A 26,997-nucleotide genomic window follows, 5' to 3' on the forward strand; every position below is an offset into this window, starting at 1 on the left:
CGGGTGACTCCCGCCCGGCACGGGCGCACGGACGGCACCGGCTCCCCGAAATGCCGGTTCACTCCTCTTACGTTCGTACGGTGATCCTTCCTGTACGACGATTCGCCGCCGTCTGTGCGCTCGGCGCGGCCCTCTCCGCCTGCGGCGCCCCCGGCACCCCGGCCCGCTCCTCGGGCAGCGCCCGCCCGGCGCCCTCCCCGTCGGTGACCCGGCCGCCGACGCTGGCGCCGGGCCCGGCGGGCCTGACCCCCGTCTTCCGCAACGGCCCCCGCACGGCCGGCCGGACCGTCGCGCTGACCTTCGACGCCGACATGACCGCGGGCCAGGGGGAGCGGGCCGCGGCCGGCGAGCACTTCGACAACCCCTCCCTCCTCGCCACCCTGCGGGCACTGCGGGTCCCGGCGACGGTGTTCATGACGGGCCGGTGGGCCGAGCAGTACCCGGACCAGGCCCGCGCGATCGGCCGCGACCGGCTCTTCGAGGTCGCGAACCACTCCTACAGCCACTACGCCTTCACCCCCGACTGCTACGGCCTGCCCGACCTGCCGGCCGGCCGGATGAAGGCGGACGTGGAGCGGGCGTACGCGGCGTTCCGCGCGGCGGGCGTGCCGGACGCGATGCCGTACTTCCGTTTCCCCGGCGGCTGTTACGACCGCGGGGCGCTGCGGGCCCTGACCCCCACGGGTGTGACGGCCGTGCAGTGGGACGTGGTCGGCGGCGACGCCTTCGCCACGGACGCCGACGCGGTGGCCCGCCAGGTCCTGGACGGCGTACGCCCCGGCTCGGTCGTCGTCCTGCACTGCACCCGCAGCGCGGCCCCCGCCACCGAGCGGGCCGTCCGGACGGTCGTCCCGGAGCTGCGCCGGCGGGGCTACCGGTTCGTGAAGGTCTCGGAGCTGATCGGGGCCGCCGCCCGGGGCGGGTGAGCGTCCTACGCTGGAGACATGAGCGAGGACGACTGCTGCCTGATCGCCCCGGCCAGGCCGCCGAGGGCCGAGGGCCCGCCGTACGCGGAGTGCGTGCTGTGCCGGGAACCCACGGAGTACCCCGAGTCGTACAAGGGGATCACCCTGTGCCCGGTCTGCGAGTGGCAGGAGGCCCAGCGCACGGCCTGCTCCGGCTGACCGGCCACTACGCTGTGCGGGTCACCGCACGCGTCGGGGAGGGGCACGCCGGGGATGGCGAAGGGGCTGGGGCGGCCGTTCCGCCGGCTGTGGGCGGCCTACGCCGTCAGCGCGTACGGCAGCTGGCTCGGCTTCGGCGCGTTTCCGCTGATCGCGGTGCTCGTGCTGCACGCGGGCCCGGCGCAGGTGGCCGCGCTGGCCGCGACGGGGCGGGCGGTGGGGGCGGTGCTCGCGGTGCCGCTCGGGCCGTGGGTGGAGTTCCGCCGCAAGCGGCCCGTCATGATCGCGGCGGACCTGATCCGCTGCGCGGCCCTGCTGAGCGTGCCCGCCGCGTTCGCGCTCGGCGTGCTGGGCTTCGTCCAGCTCCTCGTCGTCTCCGTCGTCGTCGGCGCGTCCGGCATCGCCTTCAACTCGGCCGCGGGCGCGTATCTGAAGGCGCTGCTGCCGCCGGATGACCTGCTCGTCGCCAACAGCCGGTTCGAGTCCACGACCTGGACCGCGACCGTCGTCGGGCCGCCGCTGGGCGGGGCCGCGATCGGGCTGCTCGGGCCCGTGACGACCGTGGCCGCCGAGGCGGTCAGCTACCTGCTCTCGGCGCTGGGCATCCGCTCGATCGGCGGGACGGTACCGCACCCCGAGCGGACCGGCGCGCCACGGCTGCGCGCGGCCGACCTGCTCGAGGGGTGGCGCCACCTCCTCACCCACCCGGTGCTGCGCCCGCTGTTCCTCAACACCCTCGCGGTCAACGGCCTGATCATGGCCACGGAGCCGCTGCTCACCGTCCTCCTCCTCGACGACCTCGGGTTCGCGCCCTGGCAGTACGGTCTCGCCTTCGCGCTGCCCTGTCTGGGCGGGCTGCTCGGCGCTCGGCTGGCGCCCCGGCTGGTGAAGCGGCACGGGCGGCGCGGGGTGCTTCTCGTCTCCGGGGTGGTGCGGGCGTGCTGGCCGCTCGGGCTGGCGTTCGTGCGGCCAGGCGTCGCGGGGATCGTCCTCTTCGTCGTCGTCCAGTTCGCGCTGGTGGCGAGCTGCGCCGTGTACAACCCGGTCCTGGCCACCTGCCGGCTCGACCACACGCCCTCCGACCGGGTCGCCCGCACCCTGACCGCGTGGTCGGTCAGCGCGGGTGTCTCCGTCGCCGCCCTGACCGCCGCGTGGGGTCTGCTCGCCGCCGTCACCGGTCCGCGTGCGGCGATCGCCGCCGCGGGGGTCGTCCTGCTGGCCACCCCGCTGCTGCTTCCGCTGCGCGGGGACGCCGTCCGGGGGGAGACGGCGGGTTGGCACACTGGACGGCGTGACTGATGAGAGCCCCTTCCGTTCCGAACCGAGCGCGCGTGACGAGGCGCCGCAGTTCGTGCTGCCGTTGGTCGTCCGGATGGAGCGGGCCGCGCCCCCGGCCCGTACCGACGCGCTGGAGACCGCCGCTCGGGCCGTGCTGACGATCCTGAGCGATCCCCGCTCCCTCGGTGAGGGCGAGTGGGCGCAGGCCGTGCGTGACTGGCAGGACGCCCGGATCCGCAAGGTCGTACGGCGGGCCCGGGGCGCGGAGTGGCGGCGGGCCGAGGCGCTGGACGGCATCACCGTGCCGGGCAAGTCGGCCGAGGTGCGGGTGTTCCCGCCGGTGCCGCTGGACGGCTGGCCGAAGGACCTCGCGCGGCTGCAGGTCTCCGGCACCGAGCTGGAGGACCCCGAGGAGCCGGTCGCCGCCGACCCCGGGGCGCCCGTGCTGTGGATGAGCCCCGAGGTGGAGATGTCGGCCGGCAAGGCCATGGCCCAGGCCGGGCACGGCGCCCAGCTCGCCTGGTGGGAGCTGTCGGACGAGGAGCGCGAGGCCTGGCGCGCGGCCGGCTTCCCGCTCGCCGTGCGCACCGCGGAACCGGCCCGCTGGCGGGAGCTGACCACGAGCGGGCTGCCGGTGGTGCGGGACGCCGGGTTCACGGAGGTCGCGCCGGGCTCGTGCACGGTGGTCGCCGACCATCCGGCGCTGCGGGGCTGACCGGCCGCCGATCGCGGGCGGCGTTGAACATCCCGGGGACGCCGCCCGTACCAGTGGGCGCCGGCCGTGCATCAGCAGGCCCAGCAGCGACCAGTCGGCTTTCCCCGGGAGGCTTCCCTTGCGGCGTATCAACGGTACGGCCCTGATCATCGCGGCCCTCGTCGCCACCGTCGGCGCGCTCGCTTTCCCCGTGTGGTCCTACACGGACCGCTCCGGCACCGGCCAGGCGAACCTGGCGGCCGGCACGGTCAACACCCGTTGGGGCCCGCTCACCGCGTCCGACCGCGACCTGATCGTGCGGGTGCGCCTGGCGGGTCTGTGGGAGCTGCCGGCGGGGCAGCAGGCCATGGAGCGGGCGCCCAGCGAGGCGATCAAGGAGGCCGCCGACCATCTGATCGTCGGCCACACCGACCTCGACAAGCGCGTGCGCATCGTCGCGGCCCAGCTGGGCGTGGAGCTGCCGAACCAGCCCAACGAGCAGCAGCAGGGCTGGCTGCAGGAGATGACGGCGGCGACGGGCGCGGAGTACGAGTACAAGTTCGTCAACCTGCTGCGGTCGGCGCACGGCAAGATCTTCCCGGCGATCGGCGCGGTGCGGAACAGCACCCGCAACACCCTGGTCCGGCAGCTCGCCAGCGACGCCAACCAGACCGTGCTCGACCACATCACGGTCCTGGAGAAGACCGGCAAGGTCGACTTCGACGCCATCGCCAACGACTCGGTGAGCGGCTCGACCGCCAGCCCCACGGGCCCGCCCCCGCCGGTCCCCGGCCAGCCGGTGCCGTCTGCGCCCGCCGCCGGGCCGAGCGGTGACATCCGCACCACCTCGCGGCCCTCGCCGGGCGCGCCCGGCACGGTCAACACCTCCCGGCCCGACCCGGTGGACTCCGAGGGGGTCCTCCAGTGAGGCTCCCGGTGCTGCGGGGCGAACCTCAAATGTTGCTCTGAAGGTGCCCGCGGCGGGATTCGGAAGCCCGCCGCGTGGGCCATACCCCGACCGACACGAGCGCGAGGGGGACGCATCATGGAGCGACTGGGGACGGGGATCGGCTGGCGGCCGGAGATCGCGGACGCCGTGGAGGCCATGCCGGGCATCGACTGGGTGGAGGTCGTCGCGGAGAACGTCTGCCCGGGGCATCTGCCGGACTCCCTGCGGCGGCTGCGCGAGCGCGGGGTGACCGTCGTCCCGCACGGCGTCTCCCTCGGCCTCGGCGGGGCCGACCGGCCGGACGAGGGCCGGCTCACCGCGCTCGCCGAGCGGGCCGAGGCACTGGGGTCGCCCCTGGTCACCGAGCACATCGCGTTCGTCCGGGCGGGCGGGCGGCTCACCGCGTCCCCGCGCCTGGAGGCCGGGCACCTGCTGCCGGTGCCCCGCACCCGGGACGCCCTCGACGTGCTGTGCGAGAACATCCGCATCGCCCAGGACGCGCTGCCCGTGCCGCTGGCCGTGGAGAACATCGCCGCCCTGATCTCCTGGCCCGGCGAGGAGTTCACCGAGGGCCAGTTCCTCTACGAACTCGCCGACCGCACCGGCGTACGCCTCCTGATCGACGTGGCCAACCTGCACACCAACCACGTCAACCGCGGCGAGGACCCGGCCGAGGCGCTCGCCGGACTGCCGCTGGAGGCGCTCGCGTACGTCCATGTCGCCGGCGGCTTCGAGCGCGACGGCGTCTGGCACGACAGCCACGCCCACCCCGTCCCCGGCCCCGTCCTCGACATCCTCACCGACCTCGCCGGCCGCGTCTCCCCTCCCGGCGTCCTCCTGGAACGCGACGAGAACTTCACCGAACCGGCCGAGCTGGAGCGGGAGTTGACGGCGATACGGGGTGCGGTGCGGGCGGGGCGCGGGGCAGAGGCGGCACAAGCCCGCAGGACCGCGGAGGAGCGGCTGCCCGACACCGGCGCACCGCACCCCGAGGCACGCCTGCGCCTCGGACTCGCCCAGGCCGCCCTCCTGTCCGCCCTGGTGGCCGGAACCCCCGCCCCCGAGGGCTTCGACCGGACACGCCTGCGCGTACAGTCCCGGGCCCTCGCCGGAAAGCGGGCGGACGTGGTGGCCAAGGTCGCCCCGGAACTCCCGCAGATCCTGGGCGACACCTACCGCCCCGCCTTCCTGTCCTACGCCCGGCGCACCCCCATGACGGCCGGCTACCGCCAGGACGCCCTGACCTTCGCCGCGCACGTGCTGGACAAGACCGACCTGCCGAACACGCGCGTGCGCAGGGCCCTGCGGCATTGGTGGCTGGACCGAGCGGGCTCGGCTCCGCGCCGTCGCCCCGCACTCGCCAGAATGCTTCTGCGGCAGGCCCCCCGGGGGCGCGGGGAACTGCGCGGCCAGCCATGACCGGAGGTCAGTCGCAATCGCACGGGCACGACCGCCTCGGTAGGCGCAGTAACATGCCTCCGCACATCAGGAGGCACCCTTGCGACCCCGCCCCCCCATACCCGGCCGAGGCATACTCAGCGGCACCGGACTCATCGTCACCGGTCTCACCGCGACGCTCCTCGCCATGGTCTTCCCCCTCTGGTCCTACGCCGACCGCTCCGGCACCGGTCCCGACGTACTGGACGCCCAGACGGTGACGACCCGCTTCGGCCCGCTGTCCGCCCTTGACCGGGAGTTCGTCACCAAGGTCCGCCTGGCGGGCCTGTGGGAGCTGCCGGCCGGCCAGCAGGCGCAGGAGAAGGGCACGACACAGGCCGTGCGCACGGCGGGGCAGCACCTGGTCGACGGCCATGTGTTCCTGGACGACCGGGTCCGCGACGTGGCCTCCCGGCTGGGCCTCGAGCTGCCGAACGAGCCCAACGAGCAGCAGCGGGCCTGGCTCGGCACCCTCGACGCGGCCCAGGGCGCCACGTACGACCGGGAGTTCGCCAACATCCTGCGGCTCGCGCACGGCAAGGTCTTCGGCGTGGTCGCGCAGGTCCGGGCGAGCACCCGCAACACGCTGGTGCGGCAGCTCGCCGAGGACGCCAACGCGACCGTGCTGGACCACATCAAGGTCCTGGAGGCCACGGGGTACGTCGACTTCGACCAGCTGGCCCACGACATGGCGGCCGCCTCCACCCCGCCCCTCACCCACTCCCCCGCCCCGCCGGGCCCGGTCACCGACCCGGCCCCGGCCCTGCCGGTGACCCCTTCGCCGTCGCCGAGCCATCCGCTGCCGCCCCCGACGAGCAGTCCGCCGCCGCGCGCGGAGTCGTAGGGCCGGAAGCGGAAGGTCACACCTCCACCACAACGCGTCCGGATGGTGAGCAAGGCATGGTGTCCGCAGGGCCTTTGACATAGAAACACGGCATGTTCTGGGTCCTCCTTCTGCTCCTGGCCTGGGCCGCCGCGGGCACGGCCTGCACCCGGCTGTGCCTGGCCGCCGTACGCGCCGCGTCCCTGGAGCGGGACGCGCTGAGCCGGGGCCGGGAGCACACGCTGACCCTCTACGAGGCGGCGTTCCTGTCCGGCGGCCCGCGCCGGGTCGCCGATCTGACGCTGGTGTCGATGGCCCGGCAGCGCCGGCTGCTGCTCGCCCACACCGGCTGGGCGACCGTCGTCGACCCGCGCGGGCGCGACGAGATGGAGCGCTCGGTGATCGGGGCGATCGGACCGGAGGGCCAGTCGCCCATCGCGCCGGTCCGCACGGCCGCGGCGTACGCCGACCCGGTGCGCGCCCTGGCCGACCGGCTGGTGGGCGCGGGCCTGGCGATGCCCGACGACGGCCGCCCCTCGGTCGCCTCCGCGCTGCGGCAGGTGCGGGCCGCCGCGGCGGCCGTGGTGGTGCTCGGCGCGACCGCGTTGCTGCTGCCCGTCCCGGCCGACATGCCCCGACCGCTGATGGCGATGTGGTTCGCGCTGCCACTGATACTCGCGCTCAGCTGTCTGGCCATCGCCCGGTTCGAGGCGCGCCCCTGCTCGCGCTGGGCGTCCCCCGCCGGGCAGCGGCTGCTGGGCGCGCTCGCCAGGCCCACCGGTGGCGGCGGTGACGACCGGGCGTTCCTCACGTCCGTCGCCGTGCGCGGCGTCCACGCCATCGGCGAACCGGACCTGCGGGCGGCCTTCGCCCACCGTGAGCGGCATCTGGAGCGCCGGCTCCGCCGCGACGGCTGAGGGGCCCGGTTCGGGGGGCGCACAGGGGCATTGGGGCCGACACCGGCCGAACGGTGCTTGCCTTCCCCGACGCCCGAACGAAACATCCCTTCTGTCGCCGCCGTGCACCGAAGGGATACGCCATGAGAGCCGCCGCCCGTCACTCGGCCGCAGGGACGCTGACCGCCGCACTGCTGCTGACCACCCTGGCCGCGGCCCCGGCCGGCGGAGCGTCCGACCCCTTCGGTACGTCCCGCAGGGCGGGCGCCGCGGCCGAACTGCGCGGCACCGCGGTCGCCGCCGCGCGGGCCCGGCAGACCGGCATCGACTTCGGCAGGTGCGCGGCGGACCAGGACATGCCCGGCAGCATGGAATGCGGCACGGTCTCCGTCCCGCTCGACTACGCCGACCCGGGCGGCAGGCAGATCAGGCTCAGCGTCTCCCGGGTCCGCGCCACCCAGCGCGACCCGCACAACAGCAAGCGCAAGGTGCCGCGCCAGGGCGCCCTGGTCTTCAACCCGGGCGGGCCCGGCGCCTCCGGCTTCTACTTCCCGCTGATCGGCATGCTGCCGGAGTGGAAGCGCATCGCCGCCGCCTACGACCTCGTCGGGTACGCCCCGCGCGGTGTCGGCCGCTCCGCGCCGCTGTCCTGCCAGGACCCCAAGCGGTTCTTCAAGGGGCCCTCGCAGGCGCCGACCCACCCCTCGGCGTCGTACAAGAGGGAACGCGTCGCGCAGGCCAAGGCGTACGCGCGCGGCTGCGCCGAGCGGACCGGGGGCGCCCTGCGGCACTACCACTCCCTGAACAACGCCCGTGACCTGGACGTCCTGCGCGCCGCCCTCGGCGAGCGCCGGCTGACCTTCATGGGCGCCTCGTACGGCACGTACTTCGGGGCGCTGTATGCGTCGCTGTTCCCCTCACATGTGCGGCGGATGGTGTTCGACTCGCCGGTGGACCCCTCCCCGGAGCAGATCTGGTACCGCAACAACCTCGCCCAGTCGGCCGCCTTCGAGGGCCGCTGGGCCGACCTGCGGGAGTGGATCGCCGAGCACGACAAGGTGTACGGCCTCGGCGACACGGCGGAGGAGGTGCTGCGCTCCTACGAGAAGGCGCGGGCCCGGCTGGCCGCGGAGCCGGCGGGCGGCAAGGTCGGCCCGGGGCAGTTGCAGGGGGCGTTCCTGCAGGCCGGGTACTACGACGACTACTGGCCGCTGCGGGCGCAGGCGCTGTCGGAGTACCTGAAGGGCGACCCGCAGCTGCTGATCGACATCGCCGGCCCGGTGCGGGAGGCGGCCGCCGAGGCGGAGAACTCCAGCGCGGTGTACACGGCCGTGGAGTGCAACGACGCGCCCTGGCCGAGGGACTTCCGGGTGTGGGACCGGGACAACACGCGGCTGGCGCGGGTGGCGCCGTTCGAGACCTGGGACAACGTGTGGACGAACCTGCCCTGCGCGTACTGGCTCGCGCCGCGTCAGCGGCCTCTTGATGTGCGGACCGGGCCCGGGGAGGTGCCGCCGGTGCTGATCCTCGCCGCGGAGCGGGACGCCGCCGCGCCGTATGACGGGGCGCTGGAGCTGCATCGGCGGCTGTCGGGTTCCGTGCTGGTGACCGAGCGGGACGCCGGGTCGCACGGGGTGGCCGGGGGGCCCAACCGATGTGTCAACTCGTACTTCGAGGCCTACCTGCTAGAGGGGCGTCTGCCTTCTCGGCGCGCTGCCTGTGCGGGGCGCGCGGAGCCGGTGCCGTCGCCGTCCCGGTGACGGCCGGTGGGGAACTGCGGGCCGTGTGCGGCCGGTCGCGCAGTTCCCCGCGCCCCTGAAGGCACTCAGGCGAGGCCGACGACCAGCTCGCTCACGCTCTTGCGGCGGCCCGTGAAGAAGGGGACCTCCTCGCGGACGTGCATGCGGGCCTCCGACGCGCGCAGGTGGCGCATCAGGTCGACGATGCGGTAGAGCTCGTCGGCCTCGAAGGCGAGCAGCCACTCGTAGTCGCCGAGGGAGAAGGAGGCGACCGTGTTGGCGCGGACGTCCGGGTAGCCGCGGGCCATCTTGCCGTGGTCGGCGAGCATGCGGCGGCGGTCCTCCTCGGGCAGGAGGTACCAGTCGTAGGAGCGCACGAAGGGGTAGACGCTGACGTAGTTGCGCGGCGTCTCGTCGGCGAGGAACGCCGGGATGTGCGAGCGGTTGAACTCGGCGGGGCGGTGCAGCGCCATGTTCGACCAGACCGGGGTCAGGGCACGGCCGAGGCTGGTGCGGCGGAAGAGGTTGTACGCCTCCTGCAGCTGGTCGGCGGTCTCGGCGTGCCACCAGATCATGAGGTCCGCGTCGGCGCGCAGGCCGGAGACGTCGTAGGTGCCGCGGATCGTCACGTCCTTGGCGGCGAGCTGGTCGAACAGCTCCTGGACCTCTTCGGCGTAGCCCGCGCGGTCCTCGGGCAGCACGTCCTTCAGCTTGAAGACGGACCACAGGGTGTAGCGGATGACCTCGTTGAGGTCCTTGGCCAGCTTGCCCTTGTTCGGGATCCGGTCGGGGCCGGGGGTGGGGGCGTCGTCACTCATGGTCCTTATTCTCCCGCTCCTCCGTGCAGACTCTGCACCGGGTGGGCGGTGAGCTCCTGCACACCGCCGAGATCTCCGTCGAGCTGGTCCACGGCCGCGTACGCGCTCGCGATGCAGGCCGGGACGCCGACGCCGTCGTAGACCGCGCCGCACACGGCGAGGCCGGGCAGCTTGCCCACGTGCTCGCGGACGCGGGCCACGCGCGCGTGGTGGCCGACCGGGTACTGGGGCAGGCCGTCGGTCCAGCGGGTGACGCGGGTGTCGAGGGGGCGGGCGTCCAGGCCGGTCGCCGCGCGCAGGTCGTGGCGGGAGACGTCGACGAGGTCGGCGTCGGGGCGGTCGAGGATCTCGGTCTCGCCGTAGCGGCCCACGGAGGTGCGCAGGACGACCACGTCCGGGTTCTCGTCGGCGATCCAGCCCCACTTCTGGGAGGCGAAGGTGGACGCCTTGATGGTGCGGCCGTCGACCGGCGGGACCAGGAAGCCGCTGCCCTCGGGCAGGTCGACGTCCGCGCGGCGGTAGGCGAGGGTGATCAGCGCCATGGAGGCGTACTCGACGGCGGTCAGCTCGGCCGCGGCGGCCGGGGCCTCGGCGCGCAGCAGGGCCGCGGCGGCGGGCGCGGGGACGGCGACGACGACGGCGTCCGCGTGCAGCACCCGGTCGGCCGTCACCACGCGCCAGCCGGCCGGCTCGCGGCGCAGCTCGGTCACGCGCGCGCGGGTGAGGATCTCGCCGCCGCGCGCGCGGACCGAGTCGGCGACGGCGAGCGGGAGGCGGCCCACGCCTCCGGCGATGCCCATGAACACCGGCCCGGTCTGCCGGGCGGCGGCCGCGCCGGCCTGGATGTCGCGCACGGCCTCGGTGAGCGAGGTGTGCCGCTGGGCGGCCTGGAAGAGCTGGGGGACGGCCGAGCGCATCGAGATGCGGTAGGCGTCGCCCGCGTACACCCCGCCCAGCAGCGGCTCGACGAGCCGGTCGACGACCTCGCGGCCGAGCCGCGCGGCGACGAACTCACCGACCGCCACGTCGTCACCGGTCTCGGTGCGGGGCAGCTCGGCGTCGGCCTCGATGCGCTTCAGGCCCTCGTCCGAGAGGACGCCGGCCAGGGCGGAGGCGGTGCCGGGGACGCCCATGACATGACCCTTGGGCATGGGCCGCAGGGCGCCGCGCGTCCAGATCGAGGCGGTGGCGGTGGCGGGCGGCTGGAGACTGCCGGCGAGGCCGGTCTCGCGGGCGAGGGCGACCGCCTCGGGGCGGCGGGCCAGCAGCGACTCGGCTCCCAGGTCCACCCGCGCGCCGGCGATCTCACCCGGCAGCAGCTTGCCGCCGACCCGGTCGGACGCCTCCAGCACGGTCACCGCCGCGCCGCGCGCCAGCAGCCGGTGCGCGGCCGCGAGTCCCGCGATACCGGCCCCGATGACGACGACCTGCCTGTTCTGGGTGCCATGTGCGCTCATGCCCCCACTTTCTCATCCACCACCGACAGCACGGCCAGAGCCGCCGCCCCTGCCGAGCCGGCCCCTCACCGGTCCGACCCGGCGCCCCGCCCCGCGCCCCGATCCGCCCCCTCCCCGCTCCCCCTCCCCGATCCGATCCGAGTCCCGACCGTTATCGCCTCGGAACGTGCGGAACCCAACGTCCGGGCGGGCTCGGGCGTCGAAGAAGGGTCAGTGTGTCGACCCTCGGGGGGCAGTCCCATGTACACACGTTCCGCACGTCCTGCGCGTGTCTCGCGTTCCGCACGGCCCGCACGGCCCGCTCGGCCCGCTCGGCCCGCGCGGGCCCTGGCCGGAGTCGTGCTCGGCGCGGTCCTGGCGCTCGCCGGGTGCAGCGCCGGTGCCGGTGACAGCGGTGACGGTGGCGGCGCGGCCCACGACAAGGCGGTCGGCGCGCAGGGCGCCGAGGCGGCGGGCGGCGGCGCGGACCGCAAGACCGCGCCCGTGCCCGTGCCGGGGACGCCGTTCATCATCCGCACCGCCTCGCTGACCGTGCAGGTCGGGGACGTGCCGAAGGCTCTGGAGCAGGCCCGTACCGTCGCCGAGGGCGTGGGCGGCTATGTGGGCCGGGAGTCGACCTCGCGGGACGCCGAGGGCCGTGAACGCACCCGGCTGGTGCTGCGTGTGCCCGCGGAGTCCTACGACGAGGTGCTGCGGGACCTCCAGGGCGCGGGCCGGCTTCTGGAGCGCACGGCGCGGGCGGAGGACGTCACCGAGCAGGTCGTCGACGTGGAGAGCCGGATCAGGTCGCAGCGCGCGAGCGTGGCCCGCATCCGTGAGCTGATGGACCAGGCGACCCGGCTCAGCGATGTCGTGGAGCTGGAGGGCGAGCTGAGCACCCGGCAGGCGGATCTGGAGGCGCTGCTGGCGCGGCAGGCGTCCCTGAAGGACCGCACCAGCCTGGCGACGATCACGCTGTCGCTGACCGGGACGCCGGTGAAGCAGGCCGCCGAGGACGACGGTCCCGGGTTCGGGGACGCCCTGTCGGGCGGCTGGGACGCGTTCCTGACGACCCTGCGGTGGATCGCGCTGGTGCTGGGCGCGGTGCTGCCGTTCCTGGTGGCGCTCGGGCTGTCGGCGCTGCTGTGGCTGCGGGTGGTCCGGCCCCGGCTGCCGCGCCGCCCCGAGCGGGGCCCCGCGGCGAGCGCGCTCGGCCCGCAGCCGGCGGCGCGTCCGGTGCCGGGTTCGGTGCCGGGTCCGCAGCGGGAGGGCGAGCGGGACTGAAATGCCGTGTCCCCGTAGCGTGTTCGCATGACCATGAACAGGGGCACGGGGAACGGGAAGAAGCGGCTCGTCGTGATCGGCGGGGACGCGGCGGGCATGTCGGCGGCGTCCCAGGCGCGCCGGATGAAGGGCCCCGAGGAGCTGGAGATCGTGGCCTTCGAACGCGGCCACTTCACTTCCTACTCGGCGTGCGGGATCCCCTACTGGGTGGGCGGTGACGTCACCGACCGGGACGAGCTCATCGCCCGCTCCCCGGAGGAGCACCGCTCGCGCGGGATCGACCTGCGCATGCGCACGGAGGTCATGGAGATCGACGTGGCCGGGCAGCGGGTACGCGCGCGTGAACTGGATTCCGGGGCCGAGTCCTGGACGTCGTACGACGATCTGGTGATCGCCACGGGCGCCCGGCCGGTCCGTCCGGACATGCCGGGTGCCGACGCGCCCGGGGTGCACGGGGTGCAGACCCTGGACGACGGGCAGGCGCTGCTGGACACGCTGGAGCGCACGCGCGGGCGGCGCGCGGTGGTGGTCGGCGCCGGGTACATCGGTGTGGAGATGGCCGAGGCGCTGATCAACCGCGACTACGAGGTGACGGTCGTCAACCGGGGCAGCGAGCCGATGTCGACGCTGGACCCGGACATGGGCCGCCTGGTGCACAAGGCGATGACCGGCCTGGGCATCACCATGGCCGACGACGCCGAGGTGACCGCGATCCGGACCGGGTCCGACGGCCGGGTGCGGGCGGTGGTCACCGAGGACGCCGAGTACCCGGCGGACGTCGTCGTGCTCGGCATCGGCGTCCGCCCGGAGACCACCCTCGCCGGCGCGGCCGGGCTGCCGCTGGGTGCCCACGGCGGCCTGCTGACCGACCTGGCGATGCGGGTGCGCGGCCACGAGAACATCTGGGCCGGCGGCGACTGCGTCGAGGTGCTCGACCTGGTCTCCGGCCGCGAGCGGCACATCGCGCTCGGCACCCACGCCAACAAGCACGGCCAGGTCATCGGCACCAATGTCGGCGGCGGTTACGCCACCTTCCCCGGAGTCGTCGGCACCGCCGTGAGCAAGGTCTGCGACCTGGAGATCGCCCGCACGGGCCTGCGCGAGAAGGACGCACGGCGGGCCGGACTGCAGTACGAGACGGTCACGATCGAGTCCACCAGCCGCGCGGGCTACTACCCGGGCGCCTCCCCCATGACCGTCAAGATGCTCGCCGAACGCCGCACGGGCCGGCTCCTCGGCGTCCAGATCGTGGGCCGCGAGGGGGCGGGCAAGCGCGTCGACATCGCGGCCGTCGCGCTGACCGCGGGCATGACGGTGGACCAGATGACCGCCCTGGACCTGGGTTACGCACCGCCGTTCAGCCCGGTGTGGGACCCGGTCCTGGTGGCGGCGCGCAAGGCGGCGGCCAAGGTCCGCCCCAGCTAACGGGACGTCAGCGGCAGCGGGCCGGACTCGGGGGCCACGCAGCCCTCGACGAGGGTCCGCTCGCCGGCCGCCGTGCCGTCCAGGCAGAGCCGGCCGCCCTTGTCGCGCAGGTCGAGCAGGAAGCGGGTGGTGGTGCCGGACCGCTCGAGGCGGTGGATGCGTGCGTCGATGTAGCCGAGGCCGTTGAGGACCTTCCTGACCTCGGCCGGGGCGGGGTCCGTCACCTCGAGGAGGGCCCGGGTGACGCGCTCCTCGTGGAGGCTCATCACACACCAGTCGCGCGCGTCGAGCTCGGCCTCCGGACCCGCGGTGGGGGCGATGGGCCCCTCCAGCTCCTCGGTCGCGGGGTCGTCGGCCGGCAGGTCCGTCGGCGGCACGTCCCGCGGGCCGTGCGCGGGGCAGGACCGCCCGACCTCGTCGAGCATCGCGGCGAACGCCGTCTCCGCGCCGGAGGCGGCCGCCCGGGTCTGCGTGGGGCGGGCTCCAGCGACATCGGTGCTCGTCCGCTGCGTGCTCGTCGTCTCCGTGCCGCAGGCGGTGAGCGACACGGCGGCGAGAGCGGTCAGGGCGAGGGCGACCGTGCGGGTCGCGGCAGTGATTCGTGGCATGCGCACAGCTTGCTGTTCCCGGCCACCGCCTCACATGAGTACCGGTACTCAAGCGGGAACGCGTGCGTGCCTAGGCCGATCCGTTGAGACGCGGCAGCGCGGACACGGGGGCGGTCCCGGTCTGCTCGGCCGGCCTCGCGTGCGCGGCCACCGCCGGACGCGACCTGAGCCGATGGCTGACCGCCTCGTCCAGCGTCACCGGCCGCTGCATCTGGCTGGCCAGCCGCCCGGCCTCCTGACCCAGCCGTGCCACGTCCTCCCACGGCAGCCGCACCACGAGCGCGAGCTCCGCCTCCCCGTCCGGGAGGGCGTGCATCGCGGGCACCGTACCGACTCGTTCGTTCATCGCCATGTGGAGTCATACGGACTCACGAACGGCCATGTTCACCGGTTCGCCCCATGGATCGGGGGCAGTAGTCCTGTGTGGTCATCCCCGTCCATGACGTGAACCCCGCACGGCGCACCCCCTGGGTGACGTACGGCCTCATCGCCGCGAACATCGTCGTGTTCCTGTTCATGCCGTGGAGCGGCCGGGGCCTCGTCCAGCTCTGCGACATGCAGGCGTTCCTGGACCACTACGCCGCCGTGCCGCGGGAACTGATCCACCATCAGCTGCCCCGCCTGGTGCCGACGGGTGACGTCGGGGTAGGCGCGCAGGGGCCCGGGTGCGTGGTCGCGCCGCCCGGCTACGACAAGTCGCCCGAGCTGAGCGTGCTGACGGCGATGTTCCTGCACGGCGGCTGGCTGCATCTGCTGGGCAACATGCTGTTCCTGCTGATCTTCGGCAACAACATCGAGGACCGCATGGGCCATGTGCGCTTCGCGCTGTTCTACGGCGTGTGCGGCCTGGCGGCGACCTACGGCTTCGCCCTGCTGAACGCCGACTCGGGCGAGCCGCTGATCGGGGCGTCCGGGGCGATCGCCGGGGTGCTCGGGGCCTACCTGGTGCTGTACCCGAAGGCCAGGGTCTGGGTGCTGGTCCCGTTCCTGGTGTTCCTGCCGCTGCGGCTGCCCGCGTGGATCGTGCTGGGCTTCTGGTTCGCGCTGCAGGCGGTGTACTCGTCGGGCGAGGGCGTCTCCGACGCGGGCACGGTGGCGTACGCGGCGCACATCGTGGGGTTCGTGGCCGGGATGCTGCTGGCCTGGCCGCTGCGGCCGGGCACGCCCCCGCCGCCGGAGCCGCGCGGGCTGCTGTTCGGCAGGCGGGCGCGGCCCCGGCACACGTGGTGAGGGGCCGCTAGCGGGCCGTCAGCGTGTGGACGTGGTCCACGAGGCGGGTGAGCGCGTCGGGGTCGGTGGACGGCATGACGCCGTGGCCGAGGTTGAAGACGTGGCCCTCCAGGCCCGCGGCGGAGTCGAGGACCTCGCGGGTCTTGGCCTCGACCGCCTCGGTGGTGGCGAACAGCACGGTCGGGTCGAGGTTGCCCTGCAGCGCCTTGCCGGGGCCGACCCGGCGGGCGGCCTCGTCGAGCGGGACGCGCCAGTCGACGCCGACGACGTCCGCGCCGGCCTCGCCCATCAGGCCGAGCAGCTCGCCGGTGCCGACGCCGAAGTGGATGCGCGGCACACCGTAGGACTCGACCGCGCGGAAGACCTTCGCGGAGGCGGGCATGACCGAGCGCCGGTAGTCGGCGGGGGCGAGGGCGCCGGCCCAGGAGTCGAACAGCTGGACCGCGCTCGCGCCCGCCTCGATCTGCACCTTCAGGAAGGCGGCAGTGATGTCGGCGAGACGGTCCAGCAGGTCGGCCCACAGCTCGGGGTCGCCGTACATCATCGCCTTGGCGTTCTCGTACGTGCGCGACGGACCGCCCTCGACGAGGTAGCTCGCGAGGGTGAACGGGGCACCGGCGAAGCCGATCAGCGGGGTGGCGCCGAGCTCGCGGGTGAGCAGGCCGATGGCCTCGGTGACGTAGGAGACGTCCTCGGGGGTGAGGTCGCGCAGCTGGGCCAGGTCGGCGCGGGTGCGGATCGGGCGCTCGACGACCGGGCCGACGCCGGGCTTGATGTCGAGGTCGATGCCGATGGCCTTCAGCGGGACGACGATGTCGCTGAAGAAGATCGCCGCGTCCACGCCGTGCCGGCGGACCGGCTGCAGGGTGATCTCGGTGACCAGCTCGGGGCGCATACAGGACTCGAGCATCGGGATGCCCTCGCGGACCTTGCGGTACTCCGGCAGCGAGCGGCCGGCCTGCCGCATGAACCACACGGGCGTGTGCGGCACGGGCTCGCGCCTGCACGCCTTGAGGAAGGCGGAGTCGTAGGTGGCTGTCGGCTGCTGGCCCGCAGGGCTTCCGTTGGCACTCACGTCGGAAAGTCTCGCACGGCTCCCGAGGTGACGTGGCCGCCCCCCTGCCGGGTGTCTTGCCCTGCGCGCGGCCCCCGTTCCCCTTACTCTTCCCCGCATGGCTGCGGCTCAGGGAAGACTGTCGGACGGCGCTGGCGGAATGGACGAGAGCAAGGACACCGGGGACATCGGGGACGCGGAGCGGCATACGGGCGGGACGGCACCGCTGCCCTTCAGGGCCGCCGTCGACGCCCTGCGGGCGGCCCGGCTGCGCCCGCAGATCGAGGTGGATCCGACACCGGCCCCCAAGCGGCTCGCCCCCTTCGCGTACGCGCTGGAGGCGGCCGTCGTGGACGGTGAGCAGGAGCTGGCCGACGGCCGGCTGGTGCTGCTGCACGACCCGGCCGGGCACGACGCCTGGCGCGGCACGTTCCGGCTGGTGACGCTGGTGCGCGCGGAGCTGGAGCCGGAGATGGCGGCCGATCCGCTGCTGCCGGACGTGTGCTGGACCTGGCTGACCGGGGCGCTGCAGGCCCGGGGGCTGGCGTACGGCGAGCCGAGCGGCACGGTCACCCGGGCGAGCTCCCATCACTTCGGGGGGCTGTCGGCGCGTCCGCCCGCGTCGCAGATCGAGATCCGGGCGTCCTGGACGCCCCGGGAGGGGCTGGGCGGGATTCCTGACACGGCGGCGCATCTGGCGTCCTGGTGCGATCTGCTCGCCCAGGTCGCGGGGCTGCCGCCGGCCGGTCCGGGTGACGCGTCGGTGGTGACGCTGCCGCAACGGCGGGGCCCGCAGAGCCGGTGACGGCCTCGCCGCGAGGCATCACTATGTCGATACGGCCACTTTCCATCAGAAGCAGTCGATCGAACGAAACGATGTGGTCACCGAACGATCGATCGCCTGTCCGAATTGCACGAATTGTTACTCACTAGATCGTGATCATTCCCTAAAGGGCACCGGGTTTGCTGCCGAAGACGACTGTGACCTTCAAAGCCGTCCCGCACCCAGGAGGCCTGGTGTCCGTTCTCCTCGAGCAGCCCGCAAGCCTGGTCGCCTACCGCCCCAACAAGCCCACCGCCATGGTCGTCGTCGCCGATCCACGCGTCCGCTCCACCGTCACCCGCCATCTGTGGGCGCTCGGTGTGCGCGACGTCATCGAGGCGTCGTCCGTCGCCGAGGCCCGGCCCCGCATCGGCAACCCGCGCGACATCTGCGTCGCCGACGTCCACCTGCCCGACGGCTCGGGCCTGACCCTGCTCTCGGAGACCCGCGCCGCGGGCTGGCCCAACGGCCTCGCCCTGTCGGCGGCCGACGACATCGGCGCCGTGCGCAACGCCCTCGCGGGCGGAGTGAAGGGCTACGTCGTCACCGGCACCCGCACCAACGTCGGGCTCCCCACCCGGCCCGGCGCGGCCCCCATCGGCGCCGCCGCGGCCCGGCTGCACCGCCGCCCCCCGGGTGCCCCGAGCCACCCGGGCGGCTACCGCGAACTGTCCGGCCGCGAGGTCGAGGTGCTCAGACTCGTCGCCGAGGGCCAGTCGAACAAGGCGATCGGCGTCTCGATGGGTCTGTCGGCGCTCACCGTCAAGAGCCACCTCGCCCGCATCGCCCGCAAGCTGGGCACGGGGGACCGCGCCGGCATGGTGGCGGTGGCCCTGCGGACCGGGATCATCCACTGAGCCGGCATTCATGAACATGACCAGAGCCGGGCGTCGATTCCCCAAGCATCCGCGGCCGTCTCTCGTCGTGAACCGTCGTGAACCGGGCGTTTCACCGAGCTGACTGGTTTACGACCCCCAGGTGCCCGTCGACGGAACGTTCCGTCGGCGGGCCCTGTCCACAGATGGATACCCTTGACAGGTGACCGACGCCCAAGAGACCGCAGCAGACACACCACTGCGAACCACCGGGGGCGCCCCTCCGGACGACAACGGATCTTCTGCTGCAGGGGCGCCGATCCCGCTGCTCGAACCCCGCGAGGGCATTCCCCCGGTGATCGCCGACGAGGCGTCCCTCGCCGAGGTGATCACCGCCTTCGCCGCCGGCTCCGGCCCCGTCGCCGTGGACGCCGAGCGCGCCTCCGGCTACCGCTACGGCCAGCGCGCCTATCTGGTGCAGCTGCGCCGCCAGGGCGCGGGGACCGCGCTGATCGACCCCGTGGCCTGCCCCGACCTGTCCGGGCTCGGCGAGGCACTGTCCGGCGTCGAGTGGGTGCTGCACGCCGCCACCCAGGACCTGCCGTGTCTGCGCGAGATAGGCATGGTGCCGGGCCGGCTGTTCGACACCGAGCTGGCCGGGCGGCTGGCCGGCTTCCCGCGCGTCGGCCTCGGCGCGATGGTCGAGTCCGTGCTCGGCTTCGTCCTGGAGAAGGGCCACTCCGCCGTCGACTGGTCCACCCGCCCGCTGCCCGAGCCCTGGCTGCGCTACGCCGCGCTGGATGTCGAGCTGCTGGTCGACCTGCGTGACGCGCTGGAGAAGGAGCTGGACCGGCAGGGCAAGCTGGAGTGGGCCCGCGAGGAGTTCGACGCGATCGCCTCGGCGCCGCCGGCCGAGCCCCGCAAGGACCCCTGGCGCCGTACGTCCGGTATGCACAAGGTGCGCAGACGCCGGCAGCTGGCCGTCGTACGGGAGCTGTGGCAGACGCGGGACCGGATCGCGCAGCGGCGGGACGTGTCGCCGGGCAAGGTGCTGTCCGACGCGGCGATCGTGGAGGCGGCGCTCGCCGTGCCGGCCAACGTACAGGCGCTCGCCGCGCTCAACGGGTTCGGGCAGCGGATGGCGCGGCGTCAGCTGGAGCAGTGGCAGGCCGCGGTGGACCGGGCCCGGGCCCTCACCGAGTCCCAGCTGCCGCAGCAGGGGCAGGCCGTCGCGGGACCTCCGCCGCCGCGGGCGTGGGCCGACAAGGACCCCGCCGCCGCGGCCCGTCTGTCCGCGGCGCGCGCGGCCGTCTCCGCGCTGGCCGAGCGGCTGAACATGCCGCAGGAGAACCTGATCGCCCCCGACACCGTGCGGCGGGTGTGCTGGGAGCCGCCGAAGGTGGTCGACGCCGAGTCGGTGAGCGCCGCGCTGGCCGGGCACGGGGCGCGGGCCTGGCAGGTCGAGCAGGTCACGCCCGCACTCGTGGCGGCCCTCTCCGCCCAGGCGTCGTAGCCGAGCGGGGCGTGGCCGCCTCGCCGCCGAAGGCGGCCCGTGCGACGGGGCCGTTCTCCCCGTGGGCGGCGCAGGGGCCCCGGAATCGGAACGGGGACGTCGAGATCGCGCCAAGGTCTGCCGAGGGCATGCGGACGAGGACGAAGGGGATGTAGAAGTCGTTCGCGCCGTCGCGGCTCGGCGCGCGGTTCCCCGCACGCCCGGCCGCAGCACCCAGGAGCCCGTTTCCGATGTGACCTTCGCCGCTCCGGGCCCCGGGGCTGTGCAGCTACGTTACTCGTAAGTAGCATGGGTCCTGAGCGCGCGCTCAGTGCATGCGCGCCGCAGCAGTGCCATACCGCACCCTGGAGGAGAGCCATCGTGCCTCGTACCGTCAGGGACGTCGTTTTCGTCGACGGCGTCCGCACCCCGTTCGGCAAGGCGGGCCCGAAGGGCATCTACCACGAGACTCGCGCCGACGACCTCGTCGTCAAGGCGATCCGGGAGCTGCTGCGCCGCAACCCCGGTCTGGACCCCAAGAAGATCGACGAGGTCGCCATCGCCGCGACCACGCAGATCGGTGACCAGGGTCTGACGCTGGGCCGCACGGCGGGCATCCTCGCCGGGCTGCCGCAGTCCGTGCCGGGCTACTCGATCGACCGTATGTGCGCCGGCGCGCTGACCGCCGTGACCTCGGTCGCCGGTTCCGTCGCCTTCGGCGCCTACGACGTCGCCCTCGCCGGCGGTGTCGAGCACATGGGCCGCCACCCCATGGGCGAGGGCGTCGACCCGAACCCGCGCTTCGTGAGCGAGAAGCTGGTCGACGAGTCCGCCCTGTTCATGGGCATGACCGCCGAGAACCTGCACGACCGCTACCCGAGCATCACCAAGCTGCGCGCCGACGAGTACGCGGTGCGCTCGCAGGAGAAGGCCGCCAAGGCGTACGCCGACGGCAAGATCCAGCAGGACCTGGTGCCGATCTCGGTGCGCCGCACCAACCCGGAGGCCGGCGAGACCGGCTGGGGCCTGGTCACCGCCGACGAGCCGATGCGCCCGGGCACCACCCTGGAGAACCTCTCCGGGCTGAAGACGCCGTTCCGCGTCCACGGCCGGGTCACCGCCGGCAACGCGGCCGGTCTGAACGACGGCGCCACCGCCTCGATCATCGCCTCCGAGGACTTCGCGCGCGAGAACGGCCTGCCGGTCAAGATGCGCCTGGTCTCCTACGCCTTCGCGGGCGTCGAGCCCGAGGTCATGGGCTACGGCCCGATCCCGGCCACGGAGAAGGCCCTCGCCCAGGCGGGGCTGTCCATCTCCGACATCGGCCTGTTCGAGATCAACGAGGCCTTCGCCGTCCAGGTGCTGGCCTTCCTGGAGCACTACGGCATCGCCGACGACGACAGCCGCGTCAACCAGTACGGCGGCGCCATCGCCTTCGGCCACCCGCTGGCCTCCTCCGGCGTGCGTCTGATGACGCAGCTGGCCCGCCAGTTCGAGGAGCAGCCGCACGTCCGCTACGGCCTGACCACCATGTGCGTCGGCTTCGGCATGGGCGCGACGGTCATCTGGGAGAACCCGCACTTCGAGGGGGACAAGTGAGCACCACCGCTGAGCTTCTGAAGGGTGCGGCCGAGCTGTTCCCCGACGAGGTCGTGACGTCCGCGCACGTCCGCCACCTCGACCTGCCGTACGGCGCCGGGCGCTTCGCCCTGATCACGCTGGACAACGGCTTCGACCACACCAAGCCGACCACCTTCGGCCCGGCGTCGCTGGCGAACCTCAACGCCGCGATCGACCAGGTCGAGAAAGAGGCCGCGGCCGGCGAGATCGTCGGTGTCGGCATCACCGGCAAGCCGTTCATCTTCGCCGTCGGCGCCGACCTCAAGGGCGTCGAGCTGCTGAAGAAGCACGAGGACGCGCTGGCCATCGGCAAGGGCGGCCACGAGGTCTTCAAGCGCCTCGCGGGCCTCGCCGTGCCGACCTTCGCGTACTACAACGGTGCCGCGATGGGCGGCGGCGTCGAGGTCGGCCTGCACTGCACCTACCGGACCGTGTCGAAGGCGCTGCCCGCCTTCTCGCTGCCCGAGGTCTTCCTGGGCCTGGTCCCGGGCTGGGGCGGCTGCACGATCCTGCCGAACCTGATCGGCGCCGAGAAGGCCGTCTCGGTGATCATCGAGAACAGCCTCAACCAGAACAGGCAGCTCAAGGGCAAGCAGGTCTTCGAGCTGGGCATCGCCGACGCGCTGTTCGAGGGTGCCGACTTCCTGGAGCAGTCGCTGATCTGGACGGCGAACGTCCTCAAGGGCGACGTCGTGGTCGAGCGCCCGGCGATCGACCGCGGTGAGGCCTGGGACCAGGCCGTCGCCAAGGGCCGCTTCATCGCGGACTCCAAGGTGCACGGCGCCGCCCCGGCCGCCTACCGCGCCCTCGACATCATCGAGGCCGCCAAGGACGGCGACCTGCAGAAGGGCTACGACGCCGAGGACCAGGCCCTCGCGGACCTGATCATGGGCGGCGAGCTGCGCTCGGGCATCTACGCCTTCAACCTGGTGCAGAAGCGCGGCAAGCGCCCCGCCGGCGCCCCGGACAAGAGCCTGGCCCGCCCGGTCACCAAGGTCGGCGTCGTCGGCGCCGGTCTGATGGCCTCCCAGCTGGCCCTGCTGTTCCTGCGCCGCCTCGAGGTGCCGGTCGTGCTGACCGACATCGACCAGGAGCGCGTCGACAAGGGTGTGGGCTACGTCCACGCCGAGATCGACAAGCTGCTCGGCAAGGGCCGTATCAACCAGGACAAGGCCAACCGCCTCAAGGCCCTGGTCACCGGTGTCCTGGACAAGGCCGAGGGCTTCGCGGACGCGGACTTCGTGATCGAGGCCGTGTTCGAGGAGATCGGCGTCAAGCAGCAGGTGTTCGCCGAGGTCGAGGCGGTCGCCCCGGCGCACGCGATCTTCGCGACCAACACCTCCTCGCTGTCGGTGTCGGAGATGGCCTCCAAGCTCAAGCACCCCGAGCGGGTCGTGGGCTTCCACTTCTTCAACCCGGTCGCCGTCCTGCCGCTGCTGGAGATCGTCCGCGGCGAGAAGACCGACGACGCCTCGCTGGCGACGGCCTTCGCCGTCGCCAAGAAGCTGAAGAAGACCGCGGTGCTGACGAAGGACGCCCCGGCGTTCGTCGTGAACCGCATCCTGACCCGTTTCATGGGCGAGATCCAGAACGTCATCGACGAGGGCACCCCGGTCGCCGTCGCCGAGAAGGCCGTCGAGCCGCTCGGTCTGCCGATGTCGCCGCTGGTCCTGCTGGAGCTGGTCGGCCCGGCCATCGGCCTGCACGTCTCGGAGACCCTGAACCGCGCCTTCCCGGAGCGCTTCAAGGTGTCCCCGAACCTCAAGGCGGTCGTCGAGGCCGGCAAGCGCGGCTTCTACGTCTACGACAGCGGCAAGCCGGAGCTGGACCCGGAGGTCGCGGCGCTGCTGAAGCAGGGCGACGTCGTCCTGACCGAGGAGCAGGTCCGGGCCCGTGTCCTCGACGCGGTGGCGCAGGAGATCGGGCTCATGCTCGACGAGGGCGTCGTCGCCGAGGCCCAGGACATCGACCTCTGCCTGATCACCGGCGCCGGCTGGCCCTTCCACCTGGGCGGCATCACGCCGTACCTGGACCGTGAGGGCGTCTCGGAGCGGGTGAACGGCAAGCGGTTCCTGGAGCAGGGCGTGGCGAGCGTCCCCGCGTAACCCTTCCGTACGGACGTCACGGGGCCCGGCACATCGGCGGATGTGCCGGGCCCCGGCGTTGTGCCGCACGCGGCGTTGTGCGGCACGAGGCGTTGTGCGGCACGAGGCGTTGTGCCGCACGAGGCGTTGTGCCGCACGAGGCGTCTGCTTCATGCCCGTTGTCGTGCCGGGCGCCCGTCGGCGTGCCGGACGCCGGGCTTCTGGCCGGACGTCCGTCGGCGTGCGGGACGTCCGGCGTTCTGCCCTACGGCTGGTCAGACCTCGTGCCATGCCTCCAGGGCGAGTCCGGGTTCGTCCTTGCGGCGGCTCAGGCGCAGGGTGCCGTCCGGGGTGAGGGTCGCCGCGACGACCCGGCCCGTGGCGTCCTGGGCGAGCGCCACCCGCGTGCCGGTGGGCAGTTGGGGGCCGGACTCCGTCCAGCTCAGGCCGACCGGCTCCTGCTCGGTCGGGTAGGCGGCGAACGCGACCCGGCCGGAGACGGAGTGCTGGGCGAGGATCGTGCAGTCGAGGCCGTCGATGTCGCAGCGCAGCACGGTCACCGGACCGGGGCCGGCCGCAGCGAGCAGGGGCCTGGGCTCGGCGTCGGGCCGCCAGGCGTGGAGCGTGCCCTCGGGGTCGGCGTAGAAGAGGGTCGTGTGCTCCTTGGAGGTGGGCAGCGCGGCGAGCGTGCCCGGCCGCACCGGCACGAGCAGTGGGTCCGCCGCGACCGGGCGCCTGCCGGGCTCCTGCTGGAACCAGCGCAGGATGCCGGTGTGGTTGGTCGCGTACACCTCGATACGGCCCGACTCGCCCGTCACGGCGAGCAGGTCCTCCACCTTGGAGCCCCTGAGGTCGTTCCAGGAGTTGAGCCCGCCGCGCTCCTTCTGGTTCCTCATGGACACGCCCTTGCCGCGGTTGCGGACGAAGAGATGGGCCCGCCCCTCGACGTCGACGGCGACGACGGGGGCGCCGGTGCGGTCACCCTCCTTGTTGGGGTGTCCGAACGGGGTCCAGTCGAGCGCGGCGAGCAGGGGCCGGAAGTGGGTGGAGTGCACCAGCCCCGATTCACCCGGACGAGTGGGCCGCCAGGCCACCAGGTGGGCGTAGCCGTCGGGGCCCTGCCCCACTGCGAAGCCGGCGTGCAGCGGCTGGTCGCCGCCGATCCTGCGCGGAGGTTCCCAGGAGCCGCCGGGGACGCGTTCGGCCCGGCACAGAACCGCGTCGTCGGCGGGCAGGTAGACGCTGAGTCGGCCGTCCCGGCCTCGTATGAGCCAGTTGCCGTTCACTGTACGGTCCATCGACACGAGGCCACTTTAGCCGTGGGGGCCGGGCCGCCCTGCCGGGGGGCGTGGGAGTCTGACGGCATGGGTGACGCGGTGCTGGTGATCGTCGACGCGGCGAACGTGGTCGGGTCGGTGCCGGACGGGTGGTGGCGGGACCGGCGGGGCGCCGCGGAGCGGCTGCGGGACCGGCTGGCGGTGGACGGGGTGCCGGGGGTCGCCGGGCCGGTGGAGATCGTGCTGGTGGTGGAGGGCGCGGCGCGGGGTGTGCCGTCGGTGCCGGGGGTGCGTGTGGAGTCCGCGCCGGGCAGCGGGGACGACCTGATGGTGGAGCTGGTCGCGGAGGGGTCGGGTCGGGCGTGCCTGGTGGTGACGGCCGACCGGGAGCTGCGTCGGCGTGTGAGTGAGCTCGGGGCGTCGGTCGCCGGGCCTCGTGCGGTGCGTGGGGGCGGGGACTGAACGCCGTTCGCCGTGGACCTGGCCGTCGTACGGCGACCGCTTGCCCGTCGTGGCGTGTCGCGCAGTTCCCCGCGCCCCTTGGAGGCCGGCTGAGAGCGTGAGGTCAGTCCTCCTCGCCCCGCGGCGGCCTGAGCACGTCCCCCACGCGTGCCTCCTCCTGGCGGCCCAGGCGGCTGTGGGAGCGGCCGTAGAGGAAGTAGACGACGAAGCCGACGGCCATCCAGCCGGCGAAGCGGAGCCAGGTCTCGGCGGGGAGGTTGAGCATCAGCCAGAGGGAGGCGAGCACCGAGAGGACGGGGACGAACGGGACCCAGGGGGTGCGGAAGGCCCGGTGCAGGTCGGGGCGGGTGCGGCGCAGGATGATCACGCCGATCGCGACGACGACGAAGGCGAACAGGGTGCCGATGTTGACGAGTTCGGCGAGTTCGCTGAGGGGGGTGAAGCCGGCGAGGATCGCGATGAGCACGCCGAGCAGGATGGTCGGCCGGTGCGGGGTCTTGAACCTCGGGTGGACGTGGGAGAAGAACCGCGGCAGCAGTCCGTCGCGGCTCATGGCGAAGAAGACGCGGGTCTGGCCCAGCAGCAGGATCATGCAGACCGTGGTGAGGCCGACGGCGGCACCGAAGCTGATGAAGCCCGCGAACCAGGGGTGCCCGGTGGCCTTGAAGGCGTCGGCGAGCGGAGCCGTGATGGACAGCTTGGTGTAGTGCTGCATGCCGGTGACCACGATCGACACCGCCACGTACAGGGCCGTGCAGATGAACAGGGAACCCAGGATGCCGCGGGGCATGTCGCGCTGCGGGTTGCGGGTCTCCTCGGCGGCCGTGGCGACGACGTCGAAACCGATGAAGGCGAAGAAGACCACGGAGGCGGCGGTGAAGATGCCCATGACGCCGAAGTTGGAGGGCGCCCAGCCGAACATCAGCTGGATGAGCGGGGACTGCAGGCTGTCGCCGGCCGGGACCTCCTGGGCCTTGGGGATGAACGGGTCGTAGTTGTCGCCCACGATGAAGAACGCACCCGCGATGATCACGGTGAGCACGACCGTCACCTTCACGGCGACGACGATCGAGGTCACCCGCGCGGACAGCTTGGTGCCGAGGACGAGGATGCCGGTGAGGACCAGGACCAGCGCGGCGGCGAGGATGTCGAACCCGAAGCCGTCGGCGCCGTCACGGGTGCCGAGCGCCTCGGGCAGGTGCCAGCCCGCGTTGTCCAGCAGTGAGGCGATGTAGCCGGACCAGCCGACGGCCACCACCGCCGTACCGAGCGCGAACTCCAGGACGAGGTCCCAGCCGATGGTCCAGGCGGGCAGTTCGCCGAGGGAGGCGTAGGAGAACGTGTAGGCGGAGCCCGCCACCGGGACGGTGGAGGCGAACTCGGCGTAGCACAGTGCGGCGAGCGCGCAGACCACACCGGCCGCCACGAAGGCGAGGGCCACGGCGGGTCCGGCGTTGTTCCTGGCCACCGTGCCGGTGAGGACGAAGATGCCGGTGCCGATGATCACACCGACGCCGAACACCGTGAGGTCCAGGGCGGACAGGGACTTCTTGAGCGCGTGCTCGGGCTCCTCGGTGTCGAGGATGGACTGTTCGACCTTCTTCGTCCGGAAGAGGGAACTGCTCACGG

General features: G+C 73.4%; 25 protein-coding genes and 1 pseudogene. 18 read left to right on the top strand and 8 right to left on the bottom strand.

Features of this window, described 5'->3' with window-relative positions:
• The first annotated feature begins 80 nt into the window (after positions 1-80).
• From ACIGXJ_RS27340 to ACIGXJ_RS27380, 9 genes are all read left to right on the top strand, one after another.
• Positions 81-926, top strand: a complete 846-nt coding sequence (locus ACIGXJ_RS27340) for a polysaccharide deacetylase family protein (RefSeq protein ID WP_399650479.1) — start codon at positions 81-83, stop codon at positions 924-926.
• A gap of 18 nt (positions 927-944) precedes the next feature.
• Positions 945-1,124 (top strand): hypothetical protein, encoded by a 180-nt coding sequence (locus ACIGXJ_RS27345; protein ID WP_399650482.1) that lies wholly within the window; start codon positions 945-947, stop codon positions 1,122-1,124.
• 54 nt (positions 1,125-1,178) lie between these two features.
• Complete coding sequence (locus tag ACIGXJ_RS27350; RefSeq protein WP_399650485.1) at positions 1,179-2,423, top strand: MFS transporter; 1,245 nt, start codon at positions 1,179-1,181, stop codon at positions 2,421-2,423.
• Positions 2,416-3,117: a peptidyl-tRNA hydrolase gene (locus ACIGXJ_RS27355; RefSeq protein ID WP_399650488.1), complete on the top strand. Its 702-nt coding sequence runs from the start codon at positions 2,416-2,418 to the stop codon at positions 3,115-3,117. Before ACIGXJ_RS27350 ends, ACIGXJ_RS27355 begins: the two co-directional genes overlap by 8 nt.
• A 118-nt stretch (positions 3,118-3,235) precedes the next feature.
• The gene (locus ACIGXJ_RS27360; protein ID WP_399650490.1) at positions 3,236-4,024 is read left to right on the top strand and encodes a DUF4142 domain-containing protein; all 789 of its coding nucleotides are present in this window, start codon (positions 3,236-3,238) and stop codon (positions 4,022-4,024) included.
• Between the two features lie 117 nt (positions 4,025-4,141).
• Entirely contained in the window at positions 4,142-5,464 is a 1,323-nt protein-coding gene (locus ACIGXJ_RS27365; RefSeq protein WP_399650493.1) for a DUF692 domain-containing protein, read from the top strand.
• Positions 5,465-5,543: 79 nt separating this feature from the next.
• A complete protein-coding gene (locus ACIGXJ_RS27370) occupies positions 5,544-6,326 on the top strand; it encodes a DUF4142 domain-containing protein (RefSeq protein WP_399650496.1) in 783 nt (260 codons plus the stop codon).
• A 92-nt stretch (positions 6,327-6,418) separates the two neighbouring features.
• Positions 6,419-7,222 (top strand): TIGR04222 domain-containing membrane protein, encoded by an 804-nt coding sequence (locus ACIGXJ_RS27375; RefSeq protein ID WP_399650498.1) that lies wholly within the window; start codon positions 6,419-6,421, stop codon positions 7,220-7,222.
• A 122-nt stretch (positions 7,223-7,344) separates the two neighbouring features.
• Positions 7,345-8,961, top strand: a complete 1,617-nt coding sequence (locus ACIGXJ_RS27380) for an alpha/beta hydrolase (RefSeq protein WP_399650501.1) — start codon at positions 7,345-7,347, stop codon at positions 8,959-8,961.
• Positions 8,962-9,026: 65 nt separating this feature from the next.
• Here ACIGXJ_RS27380 and hemQ read toward each other — a convergent pair whose 3' ends face one another.
• Complete coding sequence (gene hemQ, locus ACIGXJ_RS27385) at positions 9,027-9,758, bottom strand: hydrogen peroxide-dependent heme synthase (RefSeq protein ID WP_399650504.1); 732 nt, start codon at positions 9,756-9,758, stop codon at positions 9,027-9,029.
• 5 nt (positions 9,759-9,763) lie between these two features.
• Positions 9,764-11,215, bottom strand: a complete 1,452-nt coding sequence (gene hemG, locus ACIGXJ_RS27390) for a protoporphyrinogen oxidase (RefSeq protein WP_399650508.1) — start codon at positions 11,213-11,215, stop codon at positions 9,764-9,766.
• Positions 11,216-11,455: 240 nt separating this feature from the next.
• Here hemG and ACIGXJ_RS27395 point away from each other — a divergent pair, with 240 nt between their 5' ends.
• Both ACIGXJ_RS27395 and ACIGXJ_RS27400 read left to right on the top strand, forming a co-directional pair.
• Positions 11,456-12,478 (top strand): DUF4349 domain-containing protein, encoded by a 1,023-nt coding sequence (locus ACIGXJ_RS27395; protein WP_399650510.1) that lies wholly within the window; start codon positions 11,456-11,458, stop codon positions 12,476-12,478.
• 33 nt (positions 12,479-12,511) lie between these two features.
• Positions 12,512-13,903, top strand: coding sequence for an FAD-dependent oxidoreductase (locus tag ACIGXJ_RS27400; RefSeq protein ID WP_399650996.1), 1,392 nt, complete (start codon positions 12,512-12,514; stop codon positions 13,901-13,903).
• On the opposite strand, the gene ACIGXJ_RS27405 is transcribed toward ACIGXJ_RS27400, so the two are convergent.
• Together ACIGXJ_RS27405 and ACIGXJ_RS27410 are read right to left on the bottom strand one after the other, a co-directional pair.
• The gene (locus tag ACIGXJ_RS27405; RefSeq protein WP_399650513.1) at positions 13,900-14,511 is read right to left on the bottom strand and encodes a hypothetical protein; all 612 of its coding nucleotides are present in this window, start codon (positions 14,509-14,511) and stop codon (positions 13,900-13,902) included. The genes ACIGXJ_RS27400 and ACIGXJ_RS27405 overlap by 4 nt on opposite strands.
• A gap of 70 nt (positions 14,512-14,581) precedes the next feature.
• On the bottom strand, positions 14,582-14,827 hold the full coding sequence (locus ACIGXJ_RS27410; protein WP_399650515.1) for a hypothetical protein: 246 nt from the start codon (positions 14,825-14,827) through the stop codon (positions 14,582-14,584).
• Between the two features lie 107 nt (positions 14,828-14,934).
• Here ACIGXJ_RS27410 and ACIGXJ_RS27415 point away from each other — a divergent pair, with 107 nt between their 5' ends.
• Positions 14,935-15,741: a rhomboid family intramembrane serine protease gene (locus ACIGXJ_RS27415; protein WP_399650518.1), complete on the top strand. Its 807-nt coding sequence runs from the start codon at positions 14,935-14,937 to the stop codon at positions 15,739-15,741.
• A 7-nt stretch (positions 15,742-15,748) separates the two neighbouring features.
• Here the strand turns inward: ACIGXJ_RS27415 and hemE are convergent, their stop codons facing one another.
• The gene (gene hemE, locus ACIGXJ_RS27420; protein ID WP_399650519.1) at positions 15,749-16,816 is read right to left on the bottom strand and encodes a uroporphyrinogen decarboxylase; all 1,068 of its coding nucleotides are present in this window, start codon (positions 16,814-16,816) and stop codon (positions 15,749-15,751) included.
• A gap of 97 nt (positions 16,817-16,913) precedes the next feature.
• On the opposite strand from hemE, the gene ACIGXJ_RS27425 reads away from it, so the two are divergent.
• From ACIGXJ_RS27425 to ACIGXJ_RS27435, 3 genes are all read left to right on the top strand, one after another.
• A complete protein-coding gene (locus tag ACIGXJ_RS27425) occupies positions 16,914-17,600 on the top strand; it encodes a DUF3000 domain-containing protein (RefSeq protein ID WP_399650522.1) in 687 nt (228 codons plus the stop codon).
• Between the two features lie 212 nt (positions 17,601-17,812).
• Positions 17,813-18,475, top strand: coding sequence for a response regulator transcription factor (locus tag ACIGXJ_RS27430; RefSeq protein ID WP_003972894.1), 663 nt, complete (start codon positions 17,813-17,815; stop codon positions 18,473-18,475).
• Between the two features lie 181 nt (positions 18,476-18,656).
• Complete coding sequence (locus ACIGXJ_RS27435; protein ID WP_399650524.1) at positions 18,657-19,946, top strand: HRDC domain-containing protein; 1,290 nt, start codon at positions 18,657-18,659, stop codon at positions 19,944-19,946.
• 55 nt (positions 19,947-20,001) lie between these two features.
• Here ACIGXJ_RS27435 and ACIGXJ_RS27440 read toward each other — a convergent pair.
• Positions 20,002-20,109: pseudogene (locus ACIGXJ_RS27440) on the bottom strand (carbohydrate ABC transporter permease); the annotation flags it as partial.
• 197 nt (positions 20,110-20,306) lie between these two features.
• On the opposite strand from ACIGXJ_RS27440, the gene ACIGXJ_RS27445 reads away from it, so the two are divergent.
• Both ACIGXJ_RS27445 and ACIGXJ_RS27450 read left to right on the top strand, forming a co-directional pair.
• Complete coding sequence (locus ACIGXJ_RS27445; RefSeq protein ID WP_399650526.1) at positions 20,307-21,524, top strand: thiolase family protein; 1,218 nt, start codon at positions 20,307-20,309, stop codon at positions 21,522-21,524.
• Entirely contained in the window at positions 21,521-23,650 is a 2,130-nt protein-coding gene (locus tag ACIGXJ_RS27450; RefSeq protein ID WP_399650529.1) for a 3-hydroxyacyl-CoA dehydrogenase NAD-binding domain-containing protein, read from the top strand. The genes ACIGXJ_RS27445 and ACIGXJ_RS27450 overlap by 4 nt, the downstream gene beginning before the upstream one ends.
• 254 nt (positions 23,651-23,904) lie before the next feature.
• Here the strand turns inward: ACIGXJ_RS27450 and ACIGXJ_RS27455 are convergent, their stop codons facing one another.
• Positions 23,905-24,927 carry a hypothetical protein gene (locus ACIGXJ_RS27455; protein WP_399650532.1) on the bottom strand — a complete coding sequence of 341 codons (1,023 nt, stop codon included), beginning with the start codon at positions 24,925-24,927 and terminating at the stop codon, positions 23,905-23,907.
• 66 nt (positions 24,928-24,993) lie between these two features.
• On the opposite strand from ACIGXJ_RS27455, the gene ACIGXJ_RS27460 reads away from it, so the two are divergent.
• Positions 24,994-25,368, top strand: a complete 375-nt coding sequence (locus ACIGXJ_RS27460) for an NTP pyrophosphohydrolase (protein WP_399650535.1) — start codon at positions 24,994-24,996, stop codon at positions 25,366-25,368.
• Between the two features lie 103 nt (positions 25,369-25,471).
• Here the strand turns inward: ACIGXJ_RS27460 and ACIGXJ_RS27465 are convergent, their stop codons facing one another.
• Complete coding sequence (locus ACIGXJ_RS27465; protein WP_399650537.1) at positions 25,472-26,995, bottom strand: amino acid permease; 1,524 nt, start codon at positions 26,993-26,995, stop codon at positions 25,472-25,474.
• Between the last annotated feature and the right edge of the window lie 2 nt (positions 26,996-26,997).

Source organism: Streptomyces sp. NPDC053367, assembly GCF_044545925.1.
GTDB lineage: Bacteria > Actinomycetota > Actinomycetes > Streptomycetales > Streptomycetaceae > Streptomyces.

Coding starts and splice junctions, on each gene's coding strand:
- ACIGXJ_RS27365 (WP_399650493.1), top strand. CDS start 4,142: ATGGAGCGACTGGGGACGGGGATCGGCTGGCGGCCGGAGATCGCGGAC.
- ACIGXJ_RS27350 (WP_399650485.1), top strand. CDS start 1,179: ATGGCGAAGGGGCTGGGGCGGCCGTTCCGCCGGCTGTGGGCGGCCTAC.
- ACIGXJ_RS27345 (WP_399650482.1), top strand. CDS start 945: ATGAGCGAGGACGACTGCTGCCTGATCGCCCCGGCCAGGCCGCCGAGG.
- ACIGXJ_RS27375 (WP_399650498.1), top strand. CDS start 6,419: ATGTTCTGGGTCCTCCTTCTGCTCCTGGCCTGGGCCGCCGCGGGCACG.
- ACIGXJ_RS27460 (WP_399650535.1), top strand. CDS start 24,994: ATGGGTGACGCGGTGCTGGTGATCGTCGACGCGGCGAACGTGGTCGGG.
- hemQ (WP_399650504.1), bottom strand. CDS start 9,758: ATGAGTGACGACGCCCCCACCCCCGGCCCCGACCGGATCCCGAACAAG.
- ACIGXJ_RS27400 (WP_399650996.1), top strand. CDS start 12,512: ATGAACAGGGGCACGGGGAACGGGAAGAAGCGGCTCGTCGTGATCGGC.
- ACIGXJ_RS27380 (WP_399650501.1), top strand. CDS start 7,345: ATGAGAGCCGCCGCCCGTCACTCGGCCGCAGGGACGCTGACCGCCGCA.
- ACIGXJ_RS27455 (WP_399650532.1), bottom strand. CDS start 24,927: ATGGACCGTACAGTGAACGGCAACTGGCTCATACGAGGCCGGGACGGC.
- ACIGXJ_RS27425 (WP_399650522.1), top strand. CDS start 16,914: ATGGCTGCGGCTCAGGGAAGACTGTCGGACGGCGCTGGCGGAATGGAC.
- ACIGXJ_RS27410 (WP_399650515.1), bottom strand. CDS start 14,827: ATGCACGCCCTCCCGGACGGGGAGGCGGAGCTCGCGCTCGTGGTGCGG.
- hemG (WP_399650508.1), bottom strand. CDS start 11,215: ATGAGCGCACATGGCACCCAGAACAGGCAGGTCGTCGTCATCGGGGCC.
- ACIGXJ_RS27405 (WP_399650513.1), bottom strand. CDS start 14,511: ATGCCACGAATCACTGCCGCGACCCGCACGGTCGCCCTCGCCCTGACC.
- ACIGXJ_RS27395 (WP_399650510.1), top strand. CDS start 11,456: ATGTACACACGTTCCGCACGTCCTGCGCGTGTCTCGCGTTCCGCACGG.